Origin of the sequence: Paraburkholderia sp. RL17-347-BIC-D (genome assembly GCF_046027915.1) — a bacterium.
Taxonomy (GTDB): domain Bacteria; phylum Pseudomonadota; class Gammaproteobacteria; order Burkholderiales; family Burkholderiaceae; genus Paraburkholderia.
Genome location: NZ_JARESS010000014.1, coordinates 1 through 22,742, shown reverse-complemented (window position 1 = coordinate 22,742; position 22,742 = coordinate 1). Strand labels below are relative to the sequence as shown.

The window sequence follows — 22,742 nt, the reverse complement described above, 5'->3', positions numbered from 1 at the left end:
CTGGCCGCGTCTTGCCATCAGACGATGAGAGGAAAGCTTTCCTGAATCGCGGACTGGACCTTGACCACCGCGGAATCGCGCATCGAGCTGGTCCGCCATGCAAGTACGATGGGGTAAATCGGGAGTTTTACAGGGCACTCGATAAGCATCAGCCCGGTCAGTCTGGAAATCGCCAGCGCTGCATGCCTCGGAATGGTCGCGACTGCACGCGAGCCCTTCAACAGATGCGGCAAGGAAGCAAAATGTGTTGTTGAGGCTATGACGTTACGCCGTCGACCGAGTGCCGACAGCCCCTCATCCACTATCCCCACGACCCCGCCCGAAGAGACCAGAATGTGTCCGCGAGACACGTATTCATCAAGCGTCAGAGTAGACGCCGCGCGGCGCTTCTCATCCAGCAGACATGCGTAATCGCCTTCACCCACAACCCGATGGTTGAGCCCTCGGCCGGACGACGCACCCGCAAACAATGCGAGGTCCATTTCGCGATTTGCCAGCGCGTCGCCGGCAATCTGACTATGGGTTTGCCGGAATATGAGCCTTAGTCCCGGCGCGCTCTGCGCGAGGCGTTCAATCAACTCTCGTCCCACGGCAATCTCAAAGTCATCGGACAGCCCAACCGACACCGAGCGGCCGTGAAACGAGGTTGCATCGGGCCAGGCGATAGCGACGGTCTGACGGCATTTGCCGAGCGCTTCGCTCACCAGTGGTTTCAACTCTTTTGCACGCGATGTCGGCGCAAGACCTCGTCCGGTGCGTACGAACAGGGTGTCGGAAAACACTTCGCGCAGCCGTCCGAGCGCCGCGCTCACCGCGGATTGGGTCAGATTGAGCCGAATGGCAGCTCGGCTTGCTCCGCCTTCCTCGAACAAAGCTTCAAAGACCTTGAAGAGATTCAGGTCGACGGCATCGATATCAATCTTGTTCATATCAAATAGTGGCGATATGCATTCACACGATTTTACATCCGGGTAAAGATGCAGGCTCAAACGTTCCTCGAGGAAAACGCCATGTCCAAGTCAACAGTCGCCGCGCTGCAAATCGGTTCCTCTGCAGCAGGGAAAACCCAGACCCTGCAGCACATCCTCTCTTTCGAAGAGCAGATTCGCGCCTCCGGCGCCAAGCTCGTGGTCATGCCTGAGGCGTTGCTGGGCGGCTACCCTAAGGGCGAAATTTTCGGCACCCGTCTTGGCTACCGGTTGCCGGAAGGTCGCGAGGCTTTCGCGCGGTACTACGACAACGCCATTGACGTGCCGGGCGAGGAAACCCAAGCGCTCGCTGACCTCTCGGCTAGGTGCGGCGCTTCAATCGTCATCGGTGTTATCGAACGAGCGGGCAATACCCTCTACTGCACGGCGTTGTTCTTCAACCCAGACGACGGGCTGGTGGCAAAACACCGCAAGCTGATGCCGACGGGCACGGAGCGACTCATCTGGGGGCAAGGCGACGGCTCGACCTTGCCTGCCGTGAAGACCGAAGCCGGCGTGGCGGGCACGGCAATCTGCTGGGAAAATCACATGCCGCTCCTGCGCACGGCCATGTATGCAAAGGGTGTGCAGGTTTGGTGTGCGCCAACGGTGGACGAGCGGGACATCTGGCAGTGCTCGATGCGGCATATCGCTCACGAAGGTAGGTGCTTCGTTATCAGCGCATGTCAGGTACAACCTTCGCCAGCACAACTCGGCATAGAAGTGCCGGGGTGGGATGAAAACCGGCCGCTCATCAACGGTGGCAGCCTCATCGTGGGCCCTTTGGGCGAAGTTCTGGCAGGTCCGCTCCGCGGCGAGACCGGATTGGTGGTCGCTGAAATCGACACCGATGAGCTCGTCCGCGCACGATATGACTTCGACGTGGTGGGCCATTACTCGCGGCCCGACGTGTTCTCGCTGTCCGTCGACGAGCGCGCCAAGCGAACTGTCGAGTTCAAGTCGTAGTCGAAATGTCCCCAGGCGATCGGGGGCCTAATCGCGTCATTCAGATATTCGGTGGAGGTAGCGGTCCGAACGGCTCAGCAATGGTTCTGCGACACGATGACACGAACGCTGAGCGAAGTGTGACATTCGACAGTCGCCGGGCCGCGCCGAGCATCCATCCGCCGTCAGCGTTAGTCGGTTTTTCAAAAGTTAATCAGGCAATACAGCGACCGCCTTGATCTCAACAATGTAACCCGCCGCACCGCCAAGCATGTGCGCGCCGACCGCCGTCCAGGCCGGCAATGGATGCGTAGTCAGGTATTGGTCGCGCACCTTCATGAACAATGGTAGGTCGCGCATGTCAGTGTGGTACGTGGTCACGTCAACCACATCGCTCAATGATGCACCCGCAGCCGCCAGAACCAGCTTGAGGTTTTCGAATGCCCGGACTATCTGCGCTTCGCGGCCTTCGACCAGTTGCATGGCCGTATCTCGACCAATCTGGCCGGACACGTAAATCGTGTTGCCGACCTTCACCGCAGGAGCGTAATGAATCTTCTCGTACACCGCTTCCATCCCCGCAGGGATGATGGCTTCGCGTTTGCTCATGCATACGTCTCCTACGAAAGAGGAAAGCTCAATAGGTTGCCCACGCCGGTGCATAGCGTGGAGAGTTTCTTCGTGCCACCGGTCTTCCAGCGTTACGAATCAGCCCGTGTCACCGCCGGCTACCGGCAATACAGTGCCAGTGATATAACCTGCCTCGTCCGAAGCGAGGAACAGAATCGGCGCCGCCTGCTCGTCGATGCTGCTGTACCGTTTGAAGAAAGTCGATTCAGTGACCTGCTTCACCGCTTCACCCATCCAGACTTTTTCCTGCTCGCTATCACCGACAGAGTTACGCGGCACGCGTCGCGGCGGCGCATCGGTCCCACCCGGCGCGGTGGCGACCACGCGGATGTTGTGCTCTGCGTATTCCATCGCCAGCGACTGCGTAATCGCGTTGACACCGCCCTTCGCCGCCGAATATGGAACGCGGCGAATGCCGCGAGTGGCATTCGAGGACACGTTCACGATAGTCCCGCCTCCGCGCTTGAGCAGGTACGGCAAGACTGCATGGCAGGCGTACAGCGTCGGCATGAGAGAGCGACGGATTTCCGCATCGATCTGTGCAGGCTCGAACTCGGCGAAGGGACGCATGCGAATCGCGCCACCCACCCCATTGACCAGAATGTCGATGCCGCCAAAAGTGCGCGCGGCGAAGGCCATCGCCGACGCAGCGCCATCGTACGTCTCGAGGTCGGCGACAAACCCCGCTGTGTCCGCACCGTGCGCTTCGGCGGCGACTTCCGACACGAAGTCGGCGCGGTCTACGAACAGCACCCTGCCGCCTTCGGCGGCTGCGCGAAGCGCTACCGCGCGCCCGATGCCCTGCGCGGCGCCGGTGACCACCATGACCTTGCCAGCGAATCGTTGCGTGCTCATGCCGTCCTCGGCGCTGCGTTAGGTGTGAACTTCTCGTAGTGGAAGCTGTTGGGCTTCACACCGTTGTCGTCGAAATGCTTACGCACCGCATCGACCATCGGCGGCGGCCCGCACAGGTACACGTCCACGTCACCATCGTTGACGGCCTCCGCCGGCATGTGCTGCGTTACCCACCCCTTGCGAGGATGAGTCGAATCCGTGTCGGCCACGACGGTGCTGTAAGTGAAATTCGGCAACTTCGCCACATAGGCTTCGATTGCATCGACCTGCACGAGGTCGAGGTCGCGCGTTACGCCGTAAATCAGATGAACTTTTTGCTGCGAATTCGCACGAGCCAGCACTTCAAGCATCGACAGGAACGGCGCCAGGCCCGTACCGCCGGCGAGGAACAGCAACGGCCGCTCAACAGCGCGCAGATAGAAGCTGCCGAGTGGTCCGGTCAATTCCACCTTGTTGCCTGCCTGTGCGGATTCGAGCCACGTGCTCATCACGCCGCCGGAAATCTTCTTGATCAGAAAACTGATTTTCGATTCGCCCGGTGCGGACGAAAAAGAATATGAACGGTGCTGACCGCTGCCAGGAACGTCAATGTTGACGTACTGGCCCGGCAGGAATACCGGCACGCTCGCCGACACATCCAGTTCGAGCACGATGGCCGCATCGTTGTGCGCTTCGACCTTCGATACGGTCGCGGCGAACTTGCTTTGCTCAGTCTTGCATGCAGTGGAAGATGCCGGCACCGCAATGACACAATCGCTTTCCGGCACCATCTGGCAGGTGAGTACGAGACCGCCGTCCTTCTCATCCTCGGTCAGCGCATCCTCGATGTAATCGTCGCCCAGGTCGTAGCTGCCGCTCTCGGCTCGGCACTTGCAGGTACCGCACACGCCGTCGGAGCAATCCATCGGCAGGTTGATTTTTGCGCGAAAGGCGGCATCGAGTACCTTCTCGCCCGCCTTGCATGTCACGAAGCGGGTCACGCCGTCTTCAAAATTCAGTGCAATGTTGTAGCTGGACATCTTGCCTCCTGTACTTCTCATTTCCGCGGATGTTTGCACTCAAACGTGATAGACGTCGAGCACCTGGCGGATGTAGTCGTCCTTCAACACGATGCGCTTATAGCAAATCAACAGTTCATCGTTGACTTTGCGCAGAGTGACGAACATCGTGCCGAAAAACTGGTCGGTGGTTTTGTAACGGTGGCTGAGCGTGTTGAAGTTGTAGCGCACGTCCACTTCGCTCTCGCGCTCGGCCAGCACTTCCACATTGGTGACGTTGTGACTGGTTCGCGGTTCAGGCATCGACGCACTACTGCGTTCGGTCTTGATGCGGAACACACGGTCTTCGAGGCCGCCACGGTCCGGGTAGTACATCAGCGAGATCTGACTCTCGTGGTCGTCGGTGAGCCGATCGTCGTCGTCCCACGCCGGCATCCAGTAAGTAACGTCCTCGGTATAGCAGGCAAGCCACCCGTCCCATGTTCGGTCGTCGAGCAGGCGCGCTTCGCGGAACAGCGCGGCGCAAATTTTCTGGTAATCGAAGCTCATACCAGGGCCTCCCCTTGTTCCTTTTTGAGTGCGTCGCGCATCTGGTGCACCCAGTACTCGTGCTGACACACAAACAGGCCTTCGTCTTCGCTGCGCTCGCCTGAGATGCGCGGCTTCAGGCCCATACTTTTCGCATTTGCGTCGGGACCTTCGACCCACAACGGCGCTCCGCGCGAAAGGTCGTTCCACAACGCAGTGGTGCCGGCATAGCCAGCCTGGCAGGCGCGAAACTCTTCGAGGTCATCCGCGGTGCCCATACCCGAGACGTTAAAGAAGTCTTCGTACTGGCGGATGCGGGTAGCCCGGTCGGCGGCGCTCTCGCCCTTCGGAGCGAAACAGAAGATGCTGACTTCGGTCTTGTCCACGCTGATTGGACGCACGACGCGAATCTGCGTGCTGAACTGGTCCATCAGGAACACGTTCGGATACAGACAAAGATTGCGGGTCTGGTTGACGATGAAGTCCGCCTTCACCTCGCCAACGCGTGCCTTGATTTCGTCGCGGTATTGATAGACCGGTCGCACTTCCGGGTTCATCGTCTTGGTCCACAGCAGGATGTGGCCGTGATCGAAGCCGTACACGCCGGCCACCGACTTGCTCCAGCTGTTCGCATCCACGGCCTTGGTGCCCTCGACCTTGCGCCGGTCCATCGTCGCGGCGTAGTTCCAGTGCACGGTGCTGACGTGATAGCCGTCACAGCCGTTCTCCATCTGCATCTTCCAGTTGCCGTCGTAGATGTACGATGAATTGCCGCGCAACACTTCCAGCCCGTCCGGGGCCTGGTCCACGATCTGGTCGATGATGACCTTGGTCTCGCCGAGGTAGTCCTCCAGTGCGATCGCGTCCGCGTTGAGGCTGCCGAACAGGAAGCCGCGATAGCTCTGGAAGCGTGCGACCTTCTTCAGGTCATGCGAGCCGTTGGTATTGAATTGCACCGGGTATTCGGTGGTCTTCACATCTTTTACTTTCAGCAGCTTGCCGGTGTTGGCGAAGCTCCAGCCGTGGAAAGGACACGTGAAAGTGCCTTTGTTGCCGTGCTTTTTACGGCACAGCATCGCGCCCTTGTGCGCGCAGGCATTGATGACCGCATGCAGTTCACCGCTTTTGTCGCGAGTGATCACGATAGGCTGGCGGCCAATCCAGGTGGTGTAGTAGTCGTTGTTGTCGGGAATCTGGCTTTCATGCGCGAGGTAGACCCAGTTGCTCTCGAAAATGTGCTTCATTTCGAGCTCGAACAGATCCGTGTTCGTGAAGATGTCGCGGCGGCAACGGAATACACCGTTTTGCTTGTCGTCCTGAACGGCCGTGTGCAGCAGTTCATCAAGTTGCGAGGCTTTGTCGATAATTGCAGACATGAGTGCTCTCCTACGCGTGCTCCAGGTTATGGGGCACGCGCATCGGTGTCGAAAGATTCTTGCGAAGGATTGAGCGGCAGCAGGGGTATGACGCAGCGGCCGCGTTTAGCGGTCAGGCGGTAGCAGATGCACGCAGGCGATGGACGACCTGGTTATCCTTGCCCTGAATCAGCGGAGTCAACTCGATGTCGAACTCGATTTCCCTATACGCGTCGGCCTTCATTCCCAGCGCAGTGCCGCCGGTCTTTTCGACCACACGGGGAATCAGATCCTCGCGGGTGGCGTAGGCAAAGTCGTCCCAAATCAACGGGTCGCCCTCGATGTTGATTTGCGTCGTCAGCTTGCGGTACTTGTCGGTGGTGACGAAGAAGTGCACGTGTGCCGGACGGTTGCCATGGCGGGCAAGCACATTCAACAACTGTTGAGTCGCACCATGCGGCGGACAGCCATAGCCGACCGGCATGAGCGTACGGAACTCGTACTTGCCATCGACATCGGTGCTGACCGCGCCGCGAAGATTGAACTCGCTCTGCGCGCCAGTCGGGTCGAAGTGCGAATAGAAGCCCTTCGAGTTGGCGTGCCAGCATTCGACCAGCGCCCCTGCAACCGGCTTGCCATCTGGACCGGATACCGTGCCGCGGATGACCAACGGGCCGGCATCCTCGTCCGCGTTGATATCGATCTTCGAAACGCCATCGCGCACGGGCACGCCCGCGACATAGAGCGGACCTTCGATGGTGCGCGGCGTGCCGCCGGTGATTTCAGCCGCCTTGTCTTCGGCATCCATGCGAATGTCGAGGTATTTCTCCAGACCGAGACCAGCAGCAAGCAGCGCAGCTTCGCCGTCCTGGCCGAGCTTGTTGAAGTAGTGGACGCCAGCCCAGATTTCATCGGGCGTCATGTCGAGGTCGTCGATCGCCTTGAACAAGTCGCCCAAAAGGCGATTGACGATCTGCTTTGCGCGAGCATTGCCGTCCTGGCTACCCACGTTAGCCGCAGCCTTCAGCAGGTCTTGCACTTCCTTCGTATCGAACACTTTGACGCTCATGTCTGCTCCTGAATCTCTATTTTCTGATGGGGTAAACCCTTAGTTTAGCGCCCGTTCGAGTATGCCTGAGAGGTATAATGGGTGCTGAAACAGAGTGTGAATGCAGAATAATGGACGTCAGAAGGCCTCGTCCAACACTGATTTAGTATCGGTCTATATCCGCGAGGTATTGAAATGGAACTGCGGCATCTTCGCTATTTCGTCGCCGTAGCCGAGGAGCGCAATTTCACGCGCGCGGCTCAGCGGCTGAACATGGCTCAGCCGCCTTTGAGCCGTCAGATACAGCAGCTTGAAGAGATTCTTGAGGTGCAGCTATTCCAGCGCGACTCGCGCCCGTTGAAGCTCACCGAGACGGGTAAGTTCTTCTACGCTCATGCCGTCCAGTTGCTGGCTCAAACGTCGGAACTCGAATCCATGACGCGGCGCGTAGGCAACATCGAGCGCAGTCTCTCTGTCGGTTTCGTGGGCTCGACGTTGTACGGCATGCTGCCCAAAATCATCCGGCGCTTCCGCGATGAGAACACGACAGTCGAACTCAGCCTCCACGAGATGTCGACGATGGACCAGATTCGAGCGCTGAAGGACGGTCAGATCGATGTCGGGTTCGGTCGCATTCGGCATGAGGACGCGAACATCCGTCGGGTGATTCTTCGCGAGGAGAAGATGATCGTTGCATTCCCAGAGGGCCATCCGCTCTCGCTGGCCAAGCCCGTCCTCGCTCTCAGCGACCTGGTCAACGAGACCCTGATTATTTTTCCTAAGACGCCGCGCCCTAGTTATGCAGACCAGGTGCTGTCGGCATTCGAAGACCGCGGTCTCAAGCCTCGCCGGATATATGAAGTACGAGAGTTGCAGATCGCGCTGGGCCTCGTAGCAGCGGGGGAAGGAATTTCTGTCGTCCCGAGTAGTGTGTACGGCCTGAAGCGAGACGATGTGAGTTACAAGGAACTGGACGACCCTACTCTGGTTTCGCCAATCATCATGAGCATGCGCGCACTAGACGAGTCGCGGGACATTCGGGAAATGCTCGAACTCATCTATCGGCTGTACGAGGAGGAAAAGATACCCCATGCACCTCCCAACGATTTTGGGCGGTGATATTCGCTATACCCATGAGGTATGGGGCTAGACGTCGACGGTGTTGGACAGGGGCTTATTGGGCACGCAATACTTCATCAACCCCTTAACTCCAACATTCCAGGTATGAACGCCCAAATCATCTCCGTCGAAGCGATTCTGGTTGACCTCCCAACCATTCGCGCGCATCAACTAGCCATGGCGACGATGCAGCAGCAAACCTTAGTGATCGTCCGTCTGCGCTCGAGCGATGGCATCGAGGGCCTTGGCGAAGCGACTACGATTGGCGGTCTGTCGTACGGCGACGAAAGCCCCGAAGGCATCAAGCTGACCATCGACACTTATCTTGCACCTGCGATCGTTGGGCAAGACGCGACCAACATCAACGACGCAATGCTCAAGCTGAACAAGGTTGCTCGCGGGAACCGGTTTGCCAAGTGCGCAATTGAGACAGCTTTGCTGGACGCTCAGGGCAAGCGCCTGGGCGTTCCGGTTTCAACGCTTCTTGGCGGCGCTGTCCGCAAGACGCTTCCGGTCCTGTGGACGCTCGCAAGTGGCGACACCCAACGCGACATCGATGAAGCGGAAACACTGCTCGCCGAACGTCGCCACAATACTTTCAAGCTGAAGATTGGCCGGCGTAGCGTTCGCGATGACGTAGCGCATGTATCGAAAATCAAAGCTGCGCTCGGCGACCGCGCCAAAGTCACCGTCGACGTAAATCAGGCCTGGAACGAGGCTGACGCCGCATTGGGAATCGAAGCGCTTGAAGCTGCTGGCATTGACCTCATCGAGCAACCGACTCCGCGAGAGCAGCGCGGAGCACTCGCCAGGCTTGCATCGCGTTTCATCGTGCCCATCATGGCCGACGAGGCAGTGACAGGCCCGGAAGATGCCCTCGAACTTGTGCGCGGCGCATGTGCGGACGTCTTTGCGCTGAAGATCGCGAAGTCCGGCGGAATCTACGGAATGATGCGTACGGCCGCCATTGCGGATGCAGCCGGCGTGTCCCTCTATGGCGGCACGATGCTTGAAGGCAGCATCGGGTCGATTGCATCGGCACACGGATTCGCCGCGCTCCCGCAACTTGCCTGGGGTACGGAGTTGTTCGGACCACTCCTGTTGAAAGACGACATCGTCACTGCTCGCCCCCATTATCAGGACTTCGACCTTCACCTGCCGGAAGGGCCGGGCCTGGGCCTGCATATCGATGAGGACAAGCTCGCTTTCTATCGTCGCGACAAAAATAGCTGAGCGCAGTCAATCCGGCACCGGGCATATCGACCCACTCCAACTATTGTGCTGGCGAACCTGAGAGACCCCTACTTTTTCGAATGAGAAACACATGCTATATCTCGTAAGAATGGATGTACACCTGCCACACGACATGCCCGTGGCTCAGGCTGACGAAATCAAGGCACGAGAAAAGGCGTACTCACAAGAGCTTCAGCGCCAAGGCAAGTGGCAGCAACTACATCGCGTTGTGGGCGAGTATGCGAACTACAGCGTCTTCGACGTCGACTCGCACGACGAACTGAACACCATCCTCTCAGGTCTGCCGCTGTTTCCGTATATGACGATGAAGGTGGAAGCGCTCGCGCGCCACCCGTCGTCCATCCGCTGAAGCCTGAGACAGGCGTTCGCGTGTGAGCCCTAGCGGGCGCCTGCCTCTGAAATCAGCCATTCTTTGAAAGCGACTACTGGCGCAGAGTTCTCGCCTTCTTTTTTGTGGACGAGGTAGTACGCTAGTTCGCAGCTTTGTGACTCCTGGAATGGACGCACAAGCCGCCCCTCTTCGAGGTCATGTTCGACCAGCGTGGTCCTGCCCAGCGCAATACCATGCCCTGAAATGGCTGTTTGGAGTGCTGCCGCGGAGTCGTCAATCTGGATGCCGCGATTGCAATCGACTTCGTTGCGACAGCCGGCTTTTTGCAACCAGGAGCGCCATGTCGGGAAGACACCGGATGTTTGCATCGACACATCGTGAATGAGCAGATGATGCTCCAGGTCGGCAGGCGTCCTGAGCGGATGTTTGCCCATTAGAAGCGCGGGACTGCATACCGGGAAGAACTCGTCTCGCATGAGAAAGGTCGATACCAGGCCTGGCCATACGCCCGAGCCATAGCGAATGCCGACATCGATCCTGTCAGCGGTGAAGTCGAGAAGCCGGTTGCTGGTGTCTATGCGAAGGTCGTAATACGGATGCCTCTGTTGAAACCGCTCGACGCGTCTCAACAACCACTTGTCAGCGAATGCGCCGGGTATCGTCACGGTGAAAGCGATGCGCGATTTGCTCGCTTTCAATTGCTCAACGGCTTCGGACAACAGGTCAAATCCCGCCTGCAATGCAGGCAGGACTGACCGTGCAGCGTCGGTCAGGGTCAGCCGGGTTGGCCCCGACGTCGCGCGATGAAACAGCTCGACGTCGAGGGTATCTTCGAGCCCGCGTATCAGATGGCCAACGGCAGCAGGCGTAACGTTGAGCTCCTCGGCGGCCGACGGATAGCTCAGATGACGCGATACCGCTTCAAAGGCACGGAGTGCATTCAGGTTGTTCGGTGCACGCATGTTGCTTGATGGGCCCAAGTCTGGTTGGCCCATCTTCCCAGCGCTGCAATTTATCGTCAACACTGCGGCGGCTTGGACTAAAGTTGCGCGATATCACCGCTCGAACGTGGGCGTATCAACATGCGCTCCTGAACGCAAACAGTCCAAGCTTCGTCGTTTCTGGAAGTGTGCGTTAGCGCCAGTTCGTAACCACCGTTTTCAGCTTCGAGGGCTCGCACAGTCTGGCGCTTTGATGACATCAGAATTGCGTTAAGCCTCCATCGACCACGATTTCTGCGCCCGTCGTGAAGGACGAATCGTCGCTCGCGAGGAACAATGCCGTCCTGGCGATTTCGACGGCTTCGCCGAATCGTTGCAGCGGCACCCGAGCCTGAATGGCTGTCGCCGTTTCCGTCAATTGCGCGTCGGTCAGCCCGAGTTTGGTGTGGAACGCAGTCGCAATCGGGCCCGGGCTAACAGCGTTCACCCGAATGCCGCGCGGCGCTAGTTCAGCGCCGAGGGAACGCACGAGGGAGCGAATCGCTGCCTTTGTCGCTGACAGAATCGACAGCCCCGGTGTGCCGACAGCATTCAGAAACGACGTTGTCACCACGATGCTGCCTCCTTTCGGAATGAGAGGCGCGGCCTTCTGAATCGTGAAAAAGAGCCCACTGACATTCAGGGAAAACTGCTCGTCAATCTGTTCCGGCGTGACGGATTCCAGCGGCGCGGCTGTGCCAGCACCGGCGTTCGCGAAGACGACATCGATGCGACCGTATCTGGCACGCACCTCTTCGACCGCACGCTCGATTTCAGCGGGCTTGCGCAGGTCGACCGAGAGCACGAGCGCATTGTCGCCCAAAGCCTTTCCTGCAGCTTCAAGGCGTCCCGGATTGGTGCCCGTGACAATGACTTTCGCGCCTTCAGCCTGGAAAAGCTTCGCGGTTTCCAGGCCAATGCCCGAGGTGCCACCGGTGATAAAAGCAACCTTGTTTTGCAGCTTCATGTCGTTCTCCTTCGAGGGTTAGGTGACGAGAACCGTTGTGCGTCCTCGATGGATGCAATATGGCTTTTGGAACGAAGTCGGACAAATGAGAAGAACTCGCGCAGCGGAGTAGAAAAACTAGCGCGGGGCCAGGAAAATCGTCGCCAGGTCTGGATTGCGGTAGCTTGATGCACAGTTGACCGTGCTCGTGGCGGCGTCTGTGGAGAGCCAGGACTGAGGGAAAGTAGCGGGCGGAAATCCCGGCATTTCCGTATGGAGCAAACTTTGTTGTGCTTGATTAGCCGAAAAAAAAGGCGTCACGTTGCCGTGACGCCTTAAAAAGTTCTAGCCATTCCGAGGGCCGTGCTAGAACCTGAGAGACGGTATTCGAAAGTTTGGCCTGCGATGCGGCGCCTGTACGGTGCGCGACATGGACTGTTACGGTGGACTATGAGAAGACACTCGACACAGACATTGTGCGGGCCACGGCAGGTTCGAAAACTTCAAAATGCAGAACCTGAAACCGTCTTTCGAAATGAGATTCCATTTTTTATGGTTATGCTGACTAAGTCAAGCAAAATCTAAAGAGGCTCCATTCGTTGCGGCAAAATATTCCGATACAATGAATGTTCTGATGAAAAATGACTTTGATGCCCCATTTTGGGGCCGCCGCTGGCGCTTTGAGAGACGGTGCCAGCAAGGCTGCGAAGAAAAATATTGAAATAAAGTTCCAGAAAAACACATGAACCGACCCACGCCCCCCCGAACCGCCGCAGACCCGGTCAAAGACAAAGACGGCTCCGGCGACGAGGTGACCGCCCTCGCGCGCGGCCTGACCGTGCTGCGCTCAATCGCCGCCGCCGACGCGCCGCTCAGCAACCGCGAACTGACCGAGCTCACCGGCATTCCCAAGCCCACCGTGTCGCGGATCACCGCCACGCTGGTCAGCGCGGGTTTCCTGTTCCGCCTCCCCGACAGCGAGCGTTTTGTACTGACCTCGTCAGTGCTGGAGCTGAGCAACGGCTTTCTGCGCAACTTCGACATCCGCGCTCGCGCGCGGCCGTTCCTGATCGAACTCGCCGAACGCACGGCGCTGTCCGTGCATCTGGCCGTGCGCGACCGGCTCGATATGGTGGTGATCGACGCGATCCGGCCGCGTTCGGCGGTGCTGGTGTCGCGTCTCGAGATCGGCTCGCGCATGAATCTGAGCCGCACCGCCATCGGCCGCGCCTATCTGGCCGCGCTCGAAGCGCCGGAGCGGGAAAAATTGCTGATCGGCTTGCAAGCGGCTGAAGGCGACGACTGGGGCCACGTCAGCAGCCGGCTCGAGAGCGCGTTACAGGAAACCATCGAGCGCGGCTTCGCGATTGCCACGGGCGAATGGTACGACGGACTCAACGCGATCGCGCTGGGTTTCACAGGCCCGTCGGGCGAACGCTATGCGGTCAATTGCGGCGGCTCCGCCGACCAGTGCCCGCGCGACTGGCTGATCTCGCGCGCGGCGCCGGCGCTGCTCGAGTGCGTCGCCAAAATCGTGCTGGAAATCGGCGGCACACCGGGGCGCCGCCTGGATACCTGAACCGGCGGCGGTTTCGCCGGTCGGCGGCCAAGGTTATTGCAAGGCATCCTGTAACCTTCGTAATCAAAAGAAAAATACGCGGGTGGACTGTTACAGAGCCCGCGACGTAGGATCATGCCTTCCTGTCGCGGGACGCACGCCCGGCCTGCCGTTTTCCCCTTTGATAACGTTCCGGCCGCCTGTTTCGATGCCGCATTGCGTTAACATCTCTGTCCCGCGCCTCGGGTAGCATCGCGCTGAACGAGCGCGGGGCACCCGTTGTCGAAACCGCCTGTCATGCCATTCGCGTGCCGGTCCGCCGAACTGTCGAAACGGCACGAACGCGCGAGCGGCTCACATCCAAGCCAGTCACCTGACCGAACCGATGGACGAACAACAAAAGTATTCGGAAACCACACGCCCTGTTCCTCCGGCTTCCCAACCGTCCTCCAGCGGCGGCCCCGCGGGCACACCGAACCAGCCGCCAGCCATGGTGAAGCGGCACCGCGGCCGCAATATCGCGTTGATCATCGCGGCGCTGGTCATCCTCGGGGTGGTGCTGTGGCGCTGGCATCCGTGGGGCGGTCCCGGCGGCGGCGCGAGCGGCGCGGCCGGCGCCAGCGACGCGAGCGGCGCGCGGGCCGGGCGCGCGGGCCGCGGCGGCGCCATGGCCAATATGTCGCAGCCGGTTCACGTGGCGGCCGCGACGCAGGGCGAAATGCCGGTGGTGATCACCGCGCTCGGCACGGTCACGCCGCTTGCCAACGTCACCGTGCTGCCGCAGTTGAGCGGCGTGTTGCAGGACGTGTATTTCAAGGAGGGCCAGATGGTCAAGAAGGGCGACGTGCTGGCCCAGATCGACCCGCGTCCCTATCAGATCTCGCTCGACAACGCGCAAGGCACGCTCGCGCGCGACGAGGCCCTGCTGCAAACCGCCCGCCTCGACCTGAAGCGCTATCAGACGCTGCTCTCGCAAGACTCCATCGCCAGCCAGCAAGTGGATACGCAAGCCTCGCTGGTGCGGCAATACGAAGGCACGGTGAAGTCCGACAAGGCCAATATCGACACCTTCAAGCTCGACCTCGTGTATGCGCGCATCACCGCGCCGGTGTCGGGACGCGTCGGTCTGCGCCAGGTCGATCCGGGCAACTACGTGACACCGAGCTTGACCAACGGCCTCGTCGTGATTACGCAGCTGCAGCCGATCAGCGTGATCTTCACCACCTCCGAAGACAATCTGCAGCAGATCATCCAGCAGACCCAGTCGGGCGCCAAGCTCTCGGTCACCGCGTATGACCGCAGCAACACCACGTCGCTCGAAGGCGGCATGCTCGAAACACTGGACAACCAGATCGACACCACCACCGGCACGGTCAAGCTGCGCGCGATCTTCCAGAACAGCAAGAGTCTGCTGTTCCCGAATCAGTTCGTGAACACGCGCCTGCTGGTCGATACGATCAAGGACGCCGTGATCGTGCCGACACCGGCCGTGCTCAACGGCTCGATGGGCCCGTTCGTGTACGTCGTGAAGGCGGACAACACCGTGACCGTGCGGCCGGTCAAGGTCGGCCCCGTGGATGGCGAGCGCACCAGCATCCAGTCCGGCCTGACCGTGGGCGAGCGCGTCGTGATCGACGGTTCGGACCGGCTCAAGGAAGGCGCGAAAATCACGATTCCGGCCGACAAGCCGCGCGGCGCCTCGGGTGCCCGCGGCGCGGCCGCCGCGTCGGGCGCCTCCGGCGCTCACGCGCATCATGGCAAACACGCGGCGCAAGCCTCGCAATAAAGGCACGGCACTTACCGCATGAATCCATCCCGCGCCTTTATTCTGCGTCCCGTCGGCACCGCGCTGCTGATGGCGGCGATCATGCTGGTCGGTCTCGTCGCGCTGCGCTTTTTGCCGCTCTCCGCGCTGCCCGAAGTCGACTATCCGACCATCCAGGTGCAGACCTTCTATCCGGGCGCGAGCCCGGACGTGATGACGTCGTCGGTTACCGCGCCGCTCGAGCGCCAGTTCGGGCAGATGCCGTCGCTCAATCAGATGTCGTCGCAAAGTTCGGCCGGCTCGTCGATCATCACGCTGCAGTTCAGCCTCGACCTGCCGCTCGACATCGCCGAGCAGGAAGTCCAGGCCGCCATCAACGCGGCCGGCAACCTGCTGCCGTCGGACCTGCCCGCGCCGCCGATCTACGCCAAGGTCAATCCGGCCGACGCGCCGATCATCACGCTCGCGATCACCTCGAAGACGCTGCCGCTCACCCAGGTGCAGGATCTGGCCGACACGCGTCTCGCGCAGAAAATCTCGCAGGTGGCGGGCGTGGGTCTGGTGAGCCTGTCAGGCGGCCAGCGTCCGGCCGTGCGGATTCAGGCGAACCCGCGCGCGCTCGCCGCGTACGGCCTGAATCTGGACGACTTGCGCACCACCATCTCGAACCTGAACGTCAACACGCCGAAGGGCAACTTCGACGGTCCCACGCGCAACTACACGATCAACGCGAATGACCAGTTGACCGACGCCGACGCGTACAAGACCGCGGTGGTCGCGTACAAGAACGGCCGCGCGGTGATGTTGACCGACGTCGCCACCATCGTGCAGGGTGCGGAGAACACCAAGCTCGGCGCGTGGGTCGACGGCACGCCCGCGATCATTCTGAACGTGCAGCGCCAGCCGGGCGCGAACGTGATCCAGGTGGTGGACAGCATCAAGAAGCTGCTGCCGCAATTGCAGCAGGCGCTGCCCGCCGCGCTCGAGGTGCAGATCGTCACCGACCGCACCACCACGATCCGCGCTTCCGTGCGCGACGTGCAGTTCGAACTGGCCATGTCGGTCGTGCTGGTGGTGCTGGTCATGTACCTGTTCCTCGCCAACGTCTACGCGACCATCATTCCGAGTCTCTCGGTGCCGCTGTCGCTGATCGGCACGCTCGCCGTGATGTACCTGTGCGGCTTTTCGCTCGACAACTTATCGTTGATGGCGCTGACCATCGCAACCGGCTTCGTGGTGGACGACGCGATCGTGATGATCGAGAACATCGCGCGTTACGTGGAGGAAGGCGAAGCGCCGCTCGAAGCCGCGTTGAAGGGCTCGAAACAGATCGGCTTCACGATCATTTCGCTGACGGTGTCGCTGATCGCCGTGCTGATTCCGCTGCTCTTCATGGGCGACGTGGTCGGCCGCCTGTTCCACGAATTCGCCATTACGCTTGCCGTGACGATCGTGATTTCGGCGGTCGTGTCGCTCACGCTCGTGCCGATGATGTGCGCCAAACTGCTGCGCCACACGCCGCCGCACGAGAGCCATCGTTTCGAAGCCAAGGCGCACCGCGCGATCGACTGGGTGATCGCGCGTTACGCGGTCGCGCTTACGTGGGTGCTGAACCGGCAACGCTCCACGCTGGTCGTTGCGGTGCTCACGCTGGTGTTGACCGGCGTGCTGTACGTGTTCATTCCGAAGGGCTTCTTTCCGGTGCAGGACACCGGCGTGATCCAGGCGATCACACAGGCGCCGCAGTCCGTGTCGTATGCGTCGATGGCCGAGCGCCAGCAGGAACTCGCCGCGCAGATCCTGAAGAACCCGGATGTGGAGAGCCTGACCTCGTTCATCGGCGTGGACGGCAGCAATATCACGTTGAACAGCGGCCGCATGCTGATCAACCTGAAGCCGCGCGACGACCGCAGCAACACCGCGAGCGAAGTGATCCGCCAGTTGCAGCGGGACGTGGCGCACATTCCCGGCGCGTCGCTGTACATGCAGCCGGTGCAGGATCTGACGATCGACTCGACCGTGAGTCCGACGCAGTATCAGTTCATGCTGACCGATCCGAACATCAGCGAATTCACCACGTGGGTGCCGAAGCTGATCGACCGATTGAGGCAGTCGCCCGAACTCGCCGACGTCGCCACCGATCTGCAGGACAACGGCCAGTCGGTCTACATCGAAATCGACCGCGCCACCGCGTCGCGTTACGGCATCACGCCGGCCACCGTGGACAGCGCGCTGTACGACGCGTTCGGCCAGCGCATCATCTCGACCATCTTCACGCAGTCGAACCAGTATCGCGTGATCCTGGAAGCGCAGCCGGAGATGCAGCACTACACCGAGTCGCTGAAGTCGATCTATCTGCCCTCTTCCACGTCCACGGGCGGGCAGGTGCCGCTGTCGTCGATCGCGCGCTTCATCGAGAAGCCCGCGCCGCTGCTGGTCACGCACCTGAGCCAGTTCCCGGCCACCACCGTGTCGTTCAACCTCGCGCCGGGCTCGTCGCTCGGCGCGGCGGTCAAGGCGATCGACCAGGCGGAGAAGGACGTCGGCTTGCCCGCGTCGTTCCAGACCCGCTATCAGGGCGCGGCGCTGGCGTTCCAGGCGTCACTGTCGAACGAGCTGTTCCTGATTCTCGCGGCGATCGTCACGATGTACATCGTGCTGGGCGTGCTGTACGAGAGCTTCATCCACCCGATCACGATTCTCTCGACGCTGCCCTCGGCCGGTGTCGGCGCGTTGTTGGCGCTGCTGATCACCGGGCATGATCTCGACATCATCGGCATCATCGGTATCGTGCTGCTGATCGGTATCGTGAAGAAGAACGCGATCATGATGATCGACTTCGCGCTCTATGCCGAGCGCGAGGAAGGCAAGCCGCCGCGCGAAGCGATTTACCAGGCGTGCCTGTTGCGCTTCCGGCCGATTCTGATGACCACGCTCGCCGCCCTGCTCGGCGCGCTGCCGCTGATGCTCGGCACCGGCGCCGGTTCGGAATTGCGCCGTCCGCTCGGTATCGCGATTGCGGGCGGATTGATCGTCAGCCAGTTGCTGACGCTGTTCACCACGCCGGTGATCTACCTCGCGTTCGACTCGCTCGGCCGTCGCGCGCGTGAGCGATTCAATCGGGGCAAGCCTACGCCGCCCGTCACCGATGCAGGGAACTGAGCGATGAATCTGTCGCGTCCGTTTATCTCCCGCCCGGTCGCCACCACGCTGCTGGCGATCGGCATCGCGCTGGCCGGTATTTTCGCGTTCACGAAGTTGCCGGTGGCGCCGTTGCCACAGGTCGATTTCCCGACCATTTCGGTGCAGGCCACGCTGCCGGGCGCGAGTCCGGATACCGTGGCGACCAGCGTCGCCAGTCCACTTGAACGGCATCTCGGCTCGATCGCCGACGTCACCGAAATGACCTCGTCGAGCTCGGTCGGCTCGACGCGCATCACCATGCAGTTCGGCCTGAACCGCGACATCGACGGCGCCGCGCGCGACGTGCAGGCCGCCATCAATGCGGCGCGCGCCGATTTGCCGGCAAGCTTGCGCAGCAATCCGACGTACCACAAGGTCAATCCGGCCGATGCGCCGATCCTGATTCTGGCGCTCACGTCGAAAACGCTCACGGCCGGCCAGTTGTACGACTCCGCAGCCACCGTGCTGCAACAGTCTCTGTCGCAGGTGGACGGCGTCGGCGAAGTGGATGTGAGCGGCTCCGCCAACCCGGCGGTGCGTGTCGAACTCGAGCCAAATGCGCTCTCGCACTACGGCATCGGTCTCGAAGACGTGCGCGCGGCGCTCGCCGCGGCCAACGCGAACAGCCCGAAAGGCTCGATCGAATTCGGCCCGAACCGCGTGCAGATCTATACCAACGACCAGGCCAGCAAGGCGTCGCAATACAGGGACCTGGTCATTGCCTATCGCAACGGCGCGGCGGTGAAGCTCTCCGACGTCGCCGAGGTGGTCGATTCGGTCGAAGATCTGCGCAACCTCGGCCTCTTCAATGGCAAGCGTTCGGTGCTGGTGATTCTGTATCGCCAGCCGGGCGCGAACATCATCGACACCATCGACCGTGTGACGGCGATGCTGCCGCAACTGCACGCGTCGCTGCCCGCGGACGTCGACATCGCGCCGGCCGCCGACCGCTCCACCACGATCCGCGCGTCGCTGAAAGACACCGAGCGCACGCTGGTGGTCGCGGTCGCGCTGGTGGTGATGGTGGTGTTTCTGTTCCTGCGCAACTGGCGCGCCACGCTGATTCCGAGCGTGGCCGTGCCGATCTCGATCATCGGCACGTTCGGCGCGATGTATCTGCTCGGTTTCTCGATCGACAACCTCTCGCTGATGGCCTTGACCATCGCGACCGGCTTCGTGGTCGACGACGCGATCGTGGTGCTGGAGAACATCTCGAGACATATCGAGAACGGCGTGCCGCGCATGAAGGCGGCCTTTCTCGGCGCGCGCGAAGTCGGCTTTACCGTGCTGTCCATCAGTATTTCGCTGGTCGCCGTGTTCCTGCCGATTCTGCTGATGGGCGGCATTGTCGGGCGCCTGTTCCGCGAATTCGCGCTGACGCTTTCGCTCGCGATCGGCGTGTCGCTGATCGTCTCCCTCACGCTCACGCCGATGATGTGCTCGCGCCTTCTGCGCGAGCCGCACGAGCAAAAAGAAGAAGGACGTTTCGGCCGCTGGCTGGAACGCGGCTTCGCTTCGATGCAGCGTGGTTATGAGCGCACGCTCGGCTGGGCGCTGCTGCATCCGCGCCTGATCGTGACGATTCTGCTGCTGACCATCGGCCTGAACGTGTGGCTGTACATCATCGTGCCGAAGGGCTTCTTTCCGCAGCAGGACACGGGGCGGCTGATCGGCGGCATTCAGGCCGATCAGGCTACCTCGTTCCAGTCCATGAAAGGCAAATTCGCGCAGATGATGGAGATCGTCGGCAAGAATCCGGCGGTGGAGAGTGTGGCCGGTTTCACCGGCGGGCGGCAGACCAATTCCGGCTTCATGTTCGTGACATTGAAATCGAAGTCCGAGCGCAAGGCATCCGCAGATCAGGTGATCCAGCAACTGCGCGCGCCGCTCGGCGACGTCGCCGGCGCGCGGACTTTTCTACAGGCAGTGCAAGACATTCGCGTCGGCGGACGGCAATCGAATGCGCAGTACCAGTTCACGCTGCTGGCCGATTCGACGCCCGACCTGTACCTGTGGGGACCCAAACTCACCGAGGCGCTGCAGGCGCGCCCCGAACTCGCGGACGTGAATTCCGACCAGCAGCAAGGCGGCCTCGAAGCGATGGTGACGATCGACCGCGCCACCGCCGCGCGCCTCGGCATCAAGCCGGCGCAGATCGACAACACCTTGTACGACGCGTTCGGTCAACGCCAGGTGTCGACGATCTATAACCCGTTGAATCAGTATCACGTTGTGATGGAAGTCGCGCCGAAGTACTGGCAGAGTCCGGACATGCTGAAGCAGATTTACATCAGCACGTCGGGCGGCAGCGCGAGCGGCGCGCAGACCACCAACGCGCCGGCGGGCACGGTGACAGCGGCGACCGCCGCCGCGACGACCTCGTCCACGAGCGCAACGACAGGCGGCACGGCGGGCACGACCGCATCGAGCGCGGCGAGCATTGCCGCCGACTCCGCGCGCAACCAGGCGATCAATTCGATCGCGGCGAGCGGCAAGTCGAGCGCTTCGTCGGGCGCGGCGGTGTCGACGGCGAAGGAAACCATGGTGCCGCTGTCGGCGATCGCGAGCTTCGGACCGGGCAGTACCCCGCTCTCCGTGAATCACCAGAGCCAGTTCGTGGCCTCGACGATTTCGTTCAATCTGCCGCCGGGCGTTTCGCTGTCGACGGCGACTCAGGCGATTTACGACACGATGGCGCAGATCGGCATGCCGGGGACTATCCACGGCAGTTTCCAAGGGACGGCGCAGGCGTTCCAGCAGTCGATGTCAGATCAACCGATTTTGATTCTGGCCGCTCTGGCCGCCGTGTATATCGTGCTGGGGATGCTGTACGAAAGCTATATCCATCCGCTGACGATTCTGTCGACGCTGCCTTCGGCGGGTGTGGGCGCGTTGCTGGCGTTGCTGCTGTTCAAGACGGAGTTCAGCATCATCGCGTTGATCGGCGTGATTTTGCTGATCGGTATCGTGAAGAAGAACGCGATCATGATGGTGGATTTCGCAATTGAAGCGTCACGGCATGGTTTGTCGTCGCGGGATGCGATTCATCAGGCCTGTTTACTGCGATTCCGGCCAATCATGATGACGACTTTTGCCGCGTTGCTGGGGGCGCTGCCGCTTGCCTTTGGACGCGGTGAAGGCGCTGAGCTTCGCGCGCCGCTCGGGATTGCGATTGTTGGTGGGTTGATTGTCAGTCAGATGCTTACCCTTTATACGACGCCGGTTGTGTATCTTTATATGGATCGGATTCGGGTGAGGTGGGAGTCGAGGAAGGCGCGGCGTGCAGGTCCGGCTGCTACTTGATGGTTTTTTTACGCGGCTGGTTTTTTGGGTGTGAGGTTGGCCTTTCCTTGAGATCATAGTGGTCTATTAGCGTCGCCCCTGTGTGGGGCGGCGCCAATGGATTCAACCGGTTGATGCAACACCCAAAGTTTCCGCCAGTTTTTCGGCGGGTTCGTAAATTGCAAGGTCTGACGCGAGCGGCCATTCAGGCGTGCGGCAACCTTGTTCAACTCTGTCTGAGAATAGCCGTCCACGGGTACGCCTTTCGGGGAGTACTGTCGCAAAAGGCCATTCGTGTTCTTATTGCTGACTCGCTGCCGTGGGCTGTGCGGATCACAGAAATACACCTGCACGTCCGTGGCAATCGAGAAGTTCCTGTGGCTCGCCATCTCGGTGCCGCGGCCCCATGTCACGACCGAAGTAGTTTTGCCGGCAGTTTGTTGACCTGCTTTATCAGCGCGGACACCACGCTTGCCATGTCCTTGCGCGCCACCTTGACCAGCATCGCACAGCGCGAGTGCTGCTCCACCAGCGTGGCAATGTAGGTGTTGCCCGAGCCCGTCAGCAGATCGTGCGGGTAGCCGGGCAATGCCACCACTCTTATTCGCAACACGATAAACCGAACCCGGCTGGCGCTCGAGCATGCGTGCAATGGCACTCAGCGTCTCACCCTCGCGCCACATCTTCCAGATTTCGTTTTTCTGTTCTGCGCTCATTCAATGCTTTCTTGAATCCGCCGCGCCAGCCGGTCAGTATGCGCCACGTCATACATTAAATAGTTCTCCATACTCGTGCTGTCCGTCAACCAGTCACCTGATTATGCGAAGTACCTATCTATTTTTTTGTTTTGACCAGATTTTACAGTCGTCTTATATACGCCTCATAAAAGTCACTTTGATAATGGAGAAAGTGAATTTTTGAACGGGGGCGGCGTATGAAGTCATGCGGAAGCCGGTTGTATCAGGTCAGTCCAGGGAGGGGCCATGTATAGCCCCAG

17 protein-coding genes and 1 pseudogene are annotated in these 22,742 nt (G+C 60.6%); 8 read left to right on the top strand and 10 right to left on the bottom strand.

The window, feature by feature from the left end; genetic code table 11:
- Nucleotides 1-17: 17 nt before the first annotated feature.
- Nucleotides 18-929, bottom strand: coding sequence for a LysR family transcriptional regulator (locus P0D96_RS20190; protein WP_408315004.1), 912 nt, complete (start codon nucleotides 927-929; stop codon nucleotides 18-20).
- An 81-nt stretch (nucleotides 930-1,010) separates the two neighbouring features.
- Between P0D96_RS20190 and P0D96_RS20185 the strand changes: the two genes are divergently transcribed.
- Nucleotides 1,011-1,934 (top strand): carbon-nitrogen hydrolase family protein, encoded by a 924-nt coding sequence (locus tag P0D96_RS20185; protein ID WP_408280658.1) that lies wholly within the window; start codon nucleotides 1,011-1,013, stop codon nucleotides 1,932-1,934.
- A gap of 189 nt (nucleotides 1,935-2,123) precedes the next feature.
- Here P0D96_RS20185 and P0D96_RS20180 read toward each other — a convergent pair whose 3' ends face one another.
- From P0D96_RS20180 to catA, 6 genes are all read right to left on the bottom strand, one after another.
- Nucleotides 2,124-2,522, bottom strand: coding sequence for a RidA family protein (locus tag P0D96_RS20180; protein ID WP_408315002.1), 399 nt, complete (start codon nucleotides 2,520-2,522; stop codon nucleotides 2,124-2,126).
- A 99-nt stretch (nucleotides 2,523-2,621) separates the two neighbouring features.
- A complete protein-coding gene (gene benD / locus P0D96_RS20175) occupies nucleotides 2,622-3,398 on the bottom strand; it encodes a benzoate diol dehydrogenase BenD (RefSeq protein WP_408315000.1) in 777 nt (258 codons plus the stop codon).
- On the bottom strand, nucleotides 3,395-4,417 hold the full coding sequence (gene benC, locus P0D96_RS20170; protein ID WP_408179259.1) for a benzoate 1,2-dioxygenase electron transfer component BenC: 1,023 nt from the start codon (nucleotides 4,415-4,417) through the stop codon (nucleotides 3,395-3,397). Before benC ends, benD begins: the two co-directional genes overlap by 4 nt.
- A gap of 39 nt (nucleotides 4,418-4,456) precedes the next feature.
- Complete coding sequence (gene benB, locus P0D96_RS20165) at nucleotides 4,457-4,945, bottom strand: benzoate 1,2-dioxygenase small subunit (RefSeq protein WP_408314998.1); 489 nt, start codon at nucleotides 4,943-4,945, stop codon at nucleotides 4,457-4,459.
- On the bottom strand, nucleotides 4,942-6,300 hold the full coding sequence (locus tag P0D96_RS20160; protein ID WP_408314997.1) for a Rieske 2Fe-2S domain-containing protein: 1,359 nt from the start codon (nucleotides 6,298-6,300) through the stop codon (nucleotides 4,942-4,944). Before P0D96_RS20160 ends, benB begins: the two co-directional genes overlap by 4 nt.
- A 112-nt stretch (nucleotides 6,301-6,412) precedes the next feature.
- On the bottom strand, nucleotides 6,413-7,348 hold the full coding sequence (gene catA / locus P0D96_RS20155) for a catechol 1,2-dioxygenase (RefSeq protein ID WP_408314996.1): 936 nt from the start codon (nucleotides 7,346-7,348) through the stop codon (nucleotides 6,413-6,415).
- A gap of 174 nt (nucleotides 7,349-7,522) precedes the next feature.
- Between catA and P0D96_RS20150 the strand changes: the two genes are divergently transcribed.
- The 3 genes from P0D96_RS20150 (at nucleotide 7,523) to catC (ending at nucleotide 10,049) form a co-directional block, all read left to right on the top strand.
- Nucleotides 7,523-8,446 (top strand): LysR family transcriptional regulator, encoded by a 924-nt coding sequence (locus tag P0D96_RS20150; protein WP_408179263.1) that lies wholly within the window; start codon nucleotides 7,523-7,525, stop codon nucleotides 8,444-8,446.
- A 105-nt stretch (nucleotides 8,447-8,551) separates the two neighbouring features.
- Nucleotides 8,552-9,679: a muconate/chloromuconate family cycloisomerase gene (locus P0D96_RS20145; protein WP_408314995.1), complete on the top strand. Its 1,128-nt coding sequence runs from the start codon at nucleotides 8,552-8,554 to the stop codon at nucleotides 9,677-9,679.
- A 91-nt stretch (nucleotides 9,680-9,770) separates the two neighbouring features.
- Nucleotides 9,771-10,049, top strand: coding sequence for a muconolactone Delta-isomerase (gene catC, locus P0D96_RS20140; RefSeq protein ID WP_408314993.1), 279 nt, complete (start codon nucleotides 9,771-9,773; stop codon nucleotides 10,047-10,049).
- 29 nt (nucleotides 10,050-10,078) lie between these two features.
- Here catC and gcvA read toward each other — a convergent pair whose 3' ends face one another.
- Nucleotides 10,079-10,993 (bottom strand): transcriptional regulator GcvA, encoded by a 915-nt coding sequence (gene gcvA / locus P0D96_RS20135; RefSeq protein WP_408314992.1) that lies wholly within the window; start codon nucleotides 10,991-10,993, stop codon nucleotides 10,079-10,081.
- Nucleotides 10,994-11,231: 238 nt separating this feature from the next.
- The gene (locus P0D96_RS20130; RefSeq protein WP_408314990.1) at nucleotides 11,232-11,978 is read right to left on the bottom strand and encodes an SDR family oxidoreductase; all 747 of its coding nucleotides are present in this window, start codon (nucleotides 11,976-11,978) and stop codon (nucleotides 11,232-11,234) included.
- A 721-nt stretch (nucleotides 11,979-12,699) separates the two neighbouring features.
- Here P0D96_RS20130 and P0D96_RS20125 point away from each other — a divergent pair.
- From P0D96_RS20125 to P0D96_RS20110, 4 genes are all read left to right on the top strand, one after another.
- Nucleotides 12,700-13,536 (top strand): IclR family transcriptional regulator, encoded by an 837-nt coding sequence (locus tag P0D96_RS20125; RefSeq protein ID WP_408179268.1) that lies wholly within the window; start codon nucleotides 12,700-12,702, stop codon nucleotides 13,534-13,536.
- Nucleotides 13,537-13,900: 364 nt separating this feature from the next.
- Entirely contained in the window at nucleotides 13,901-15,301 is a 1,401-nt protein-coding gene (locus tag P0D96_RS20120; protein ID WP_408314988.1) for an MdtA/MuxA family multidrug efflux RND transporter periplasmic adaptor subunit, read from the top strand.
- A gap of 18 nt (nucleotides 15,302-15,319) precedes the next feature.
- Nucleotides 15,320-18,442: an MdtB/MuxB family multidrug efflux RND transporter permease subunit gene (locus tag P0D96_RS20115; protein ID WP_408179270.1), complete on the top strand. Its 3,123-nt coding sequence runs from the start codon at nucleotides 15,320-15,322 to the stop codon at nucleotides 18,440-18,442.
- 3 nt (nucleotides 18,443-18,445) lie between these two features.
- A complete protein-coding gene (locus P0D96_RS20110; RefSeq protein ID WP_132375025.1) occupies nucleotides 18,446-21,766 on the top strand; it encodes an efflux RND transporter permease subunit in 3,321 nt (1,106 codons plus the stop codon).
- A gap of 102 nt (nucleotides 21,767-21,868) precedes the next feature.
- On the opposite strand, the pseudogene P0D96_RS20105 reads toward P0D96_RS20110, so the two are convergent.
- Nucleotides 21,869-22,337 (bottom strand): annotated as a pseudogene (locus P0D96_RS20105) (IS30 family transposase); the annotation flags it as partial.
- Nucleotides 22,338-22,742 lie beyond the last annotated feature (405 nt).

Excerpts from the sequence above, each read along its gene's own strand:
- P0D96_RS20190 (WP_408315004.1), bottom strand. The coding sequence starts at position 929 with ATGAACAAGATTGATATCGATGCCGTCGACCTGAATCTCTTCAAGGTC.
- P0D96_RS20185 (WP_408280658.1), top strand. The coding sequence starts at position 1,011 with ATGTCCAAGTCAACAGTCGCCGCGCTGCAAATCGGTTCCTCTGCAGCA.
- P0D96_RS20180 (WP_408315002.1), bottom strand. The coding sequence starts at position 2,522 with ATGAGCAAACGCGAAGCCATCATCCCTGCGGGGATGGAAGCGGTGTAC.
- benD (WP_408315000.1), bottom strand. The coding sequence starts at position 3,398 with ATGAGCACGCAACGATTCGCTGGCAAGGTCATGGTGGTCACCGGCGCC.
- benC (WP_408179259.1), bottom strand. The coding sequence starts at position 4,417 with ATGTCCAGCTACAACATTGCACTGAATTTTGAAGACGGCGTGACCCGC.
- benB (WP_408314998.1), bottom strand. The coding sequence starts at position 4,945 with ATGAGCTTCGATTACCAGAAAATTTGCGCCGCGCTGTTCCGCGAAGCG.
- P0D96_RS20160 (WP_408314997.1), bottom strand. The coding sequence starts at position 6,300 with ATGTCTGCAATTATCGACAAAGCCTCGCAACTTGATGAACTGCTGCAC.
- catA (WP_408314996.1), bottom strand. The coding sequence starts at position 7,348 with ATGAGCGTCAAAGTGTTCGATACGAAGGAAGTGCAAGACCTGCTGAAG.
- P0D96_RS20150 (WP_408179263.1), top strand. The coding sequence starts at position 7,523 with ATGGAACTGCGGCATCTTCGCTATTTCGTCGCCGTAGCCGAGGAGCGC.
- P0D96_RS20145 (WP_408314995.1), top strand. The coding sequence starts at position 8,552 with ATGAACGCCCAAATCATCTCCGTCGAAGCGATTCTGGTTGACCTCCCA.
- catC (WP_408314993.1), top strand. The coding sequence starts at position 9,771 with ATGCTATATCTCGTAAGAATGGATGTACACCTGCCACACGACATGCCC.
- gcvA (WP_408314992.1), bottom strand. The coding sequence starts at position 10,993 with ATGCGTGCACCGAACAACCTGAATGCACTCCGTGCCTTTGAAGCGGTA.
- P0D96_RS20130 (WP_408314990.1), bottom strand. The coding sequence starts at position 11,978 with ATGAAGCTGCAAAACAAGGTTGCTTTTATCACCGGTGGCACCTCGGGC.
- P0D96_RS20125 (WP_408179268.1), top strand. The coding sequence starts at position 12,700 with ATGAACCGACCCACGCCCCCCCGAACCGCCGCAGACCCGGTCAAAGAC.
- P0D96_RS20120 (WP_408314988.1), top strand. The coding sequence starts at position 13,901 with ATGGACGAACAACAAAAGTATTCGGAAACCACACGCCCTGTTCCTCCG.
- P0D96_RS20115 (WP_408179270.1), top strand. The coding sequence starts at position 15,320 with ATGAATCCATCCCGCGCCTTTATTCTGCGTCCCGTCGGCACCGCGCTG.
- P0D96_RS20110 (WP_132375025.1), top strand. The coding sequence starts at position 18,446 with ATGAATCTGTCGCGTCCGTTTATCTCCCGCCCGGTCGCCACCACGCTG.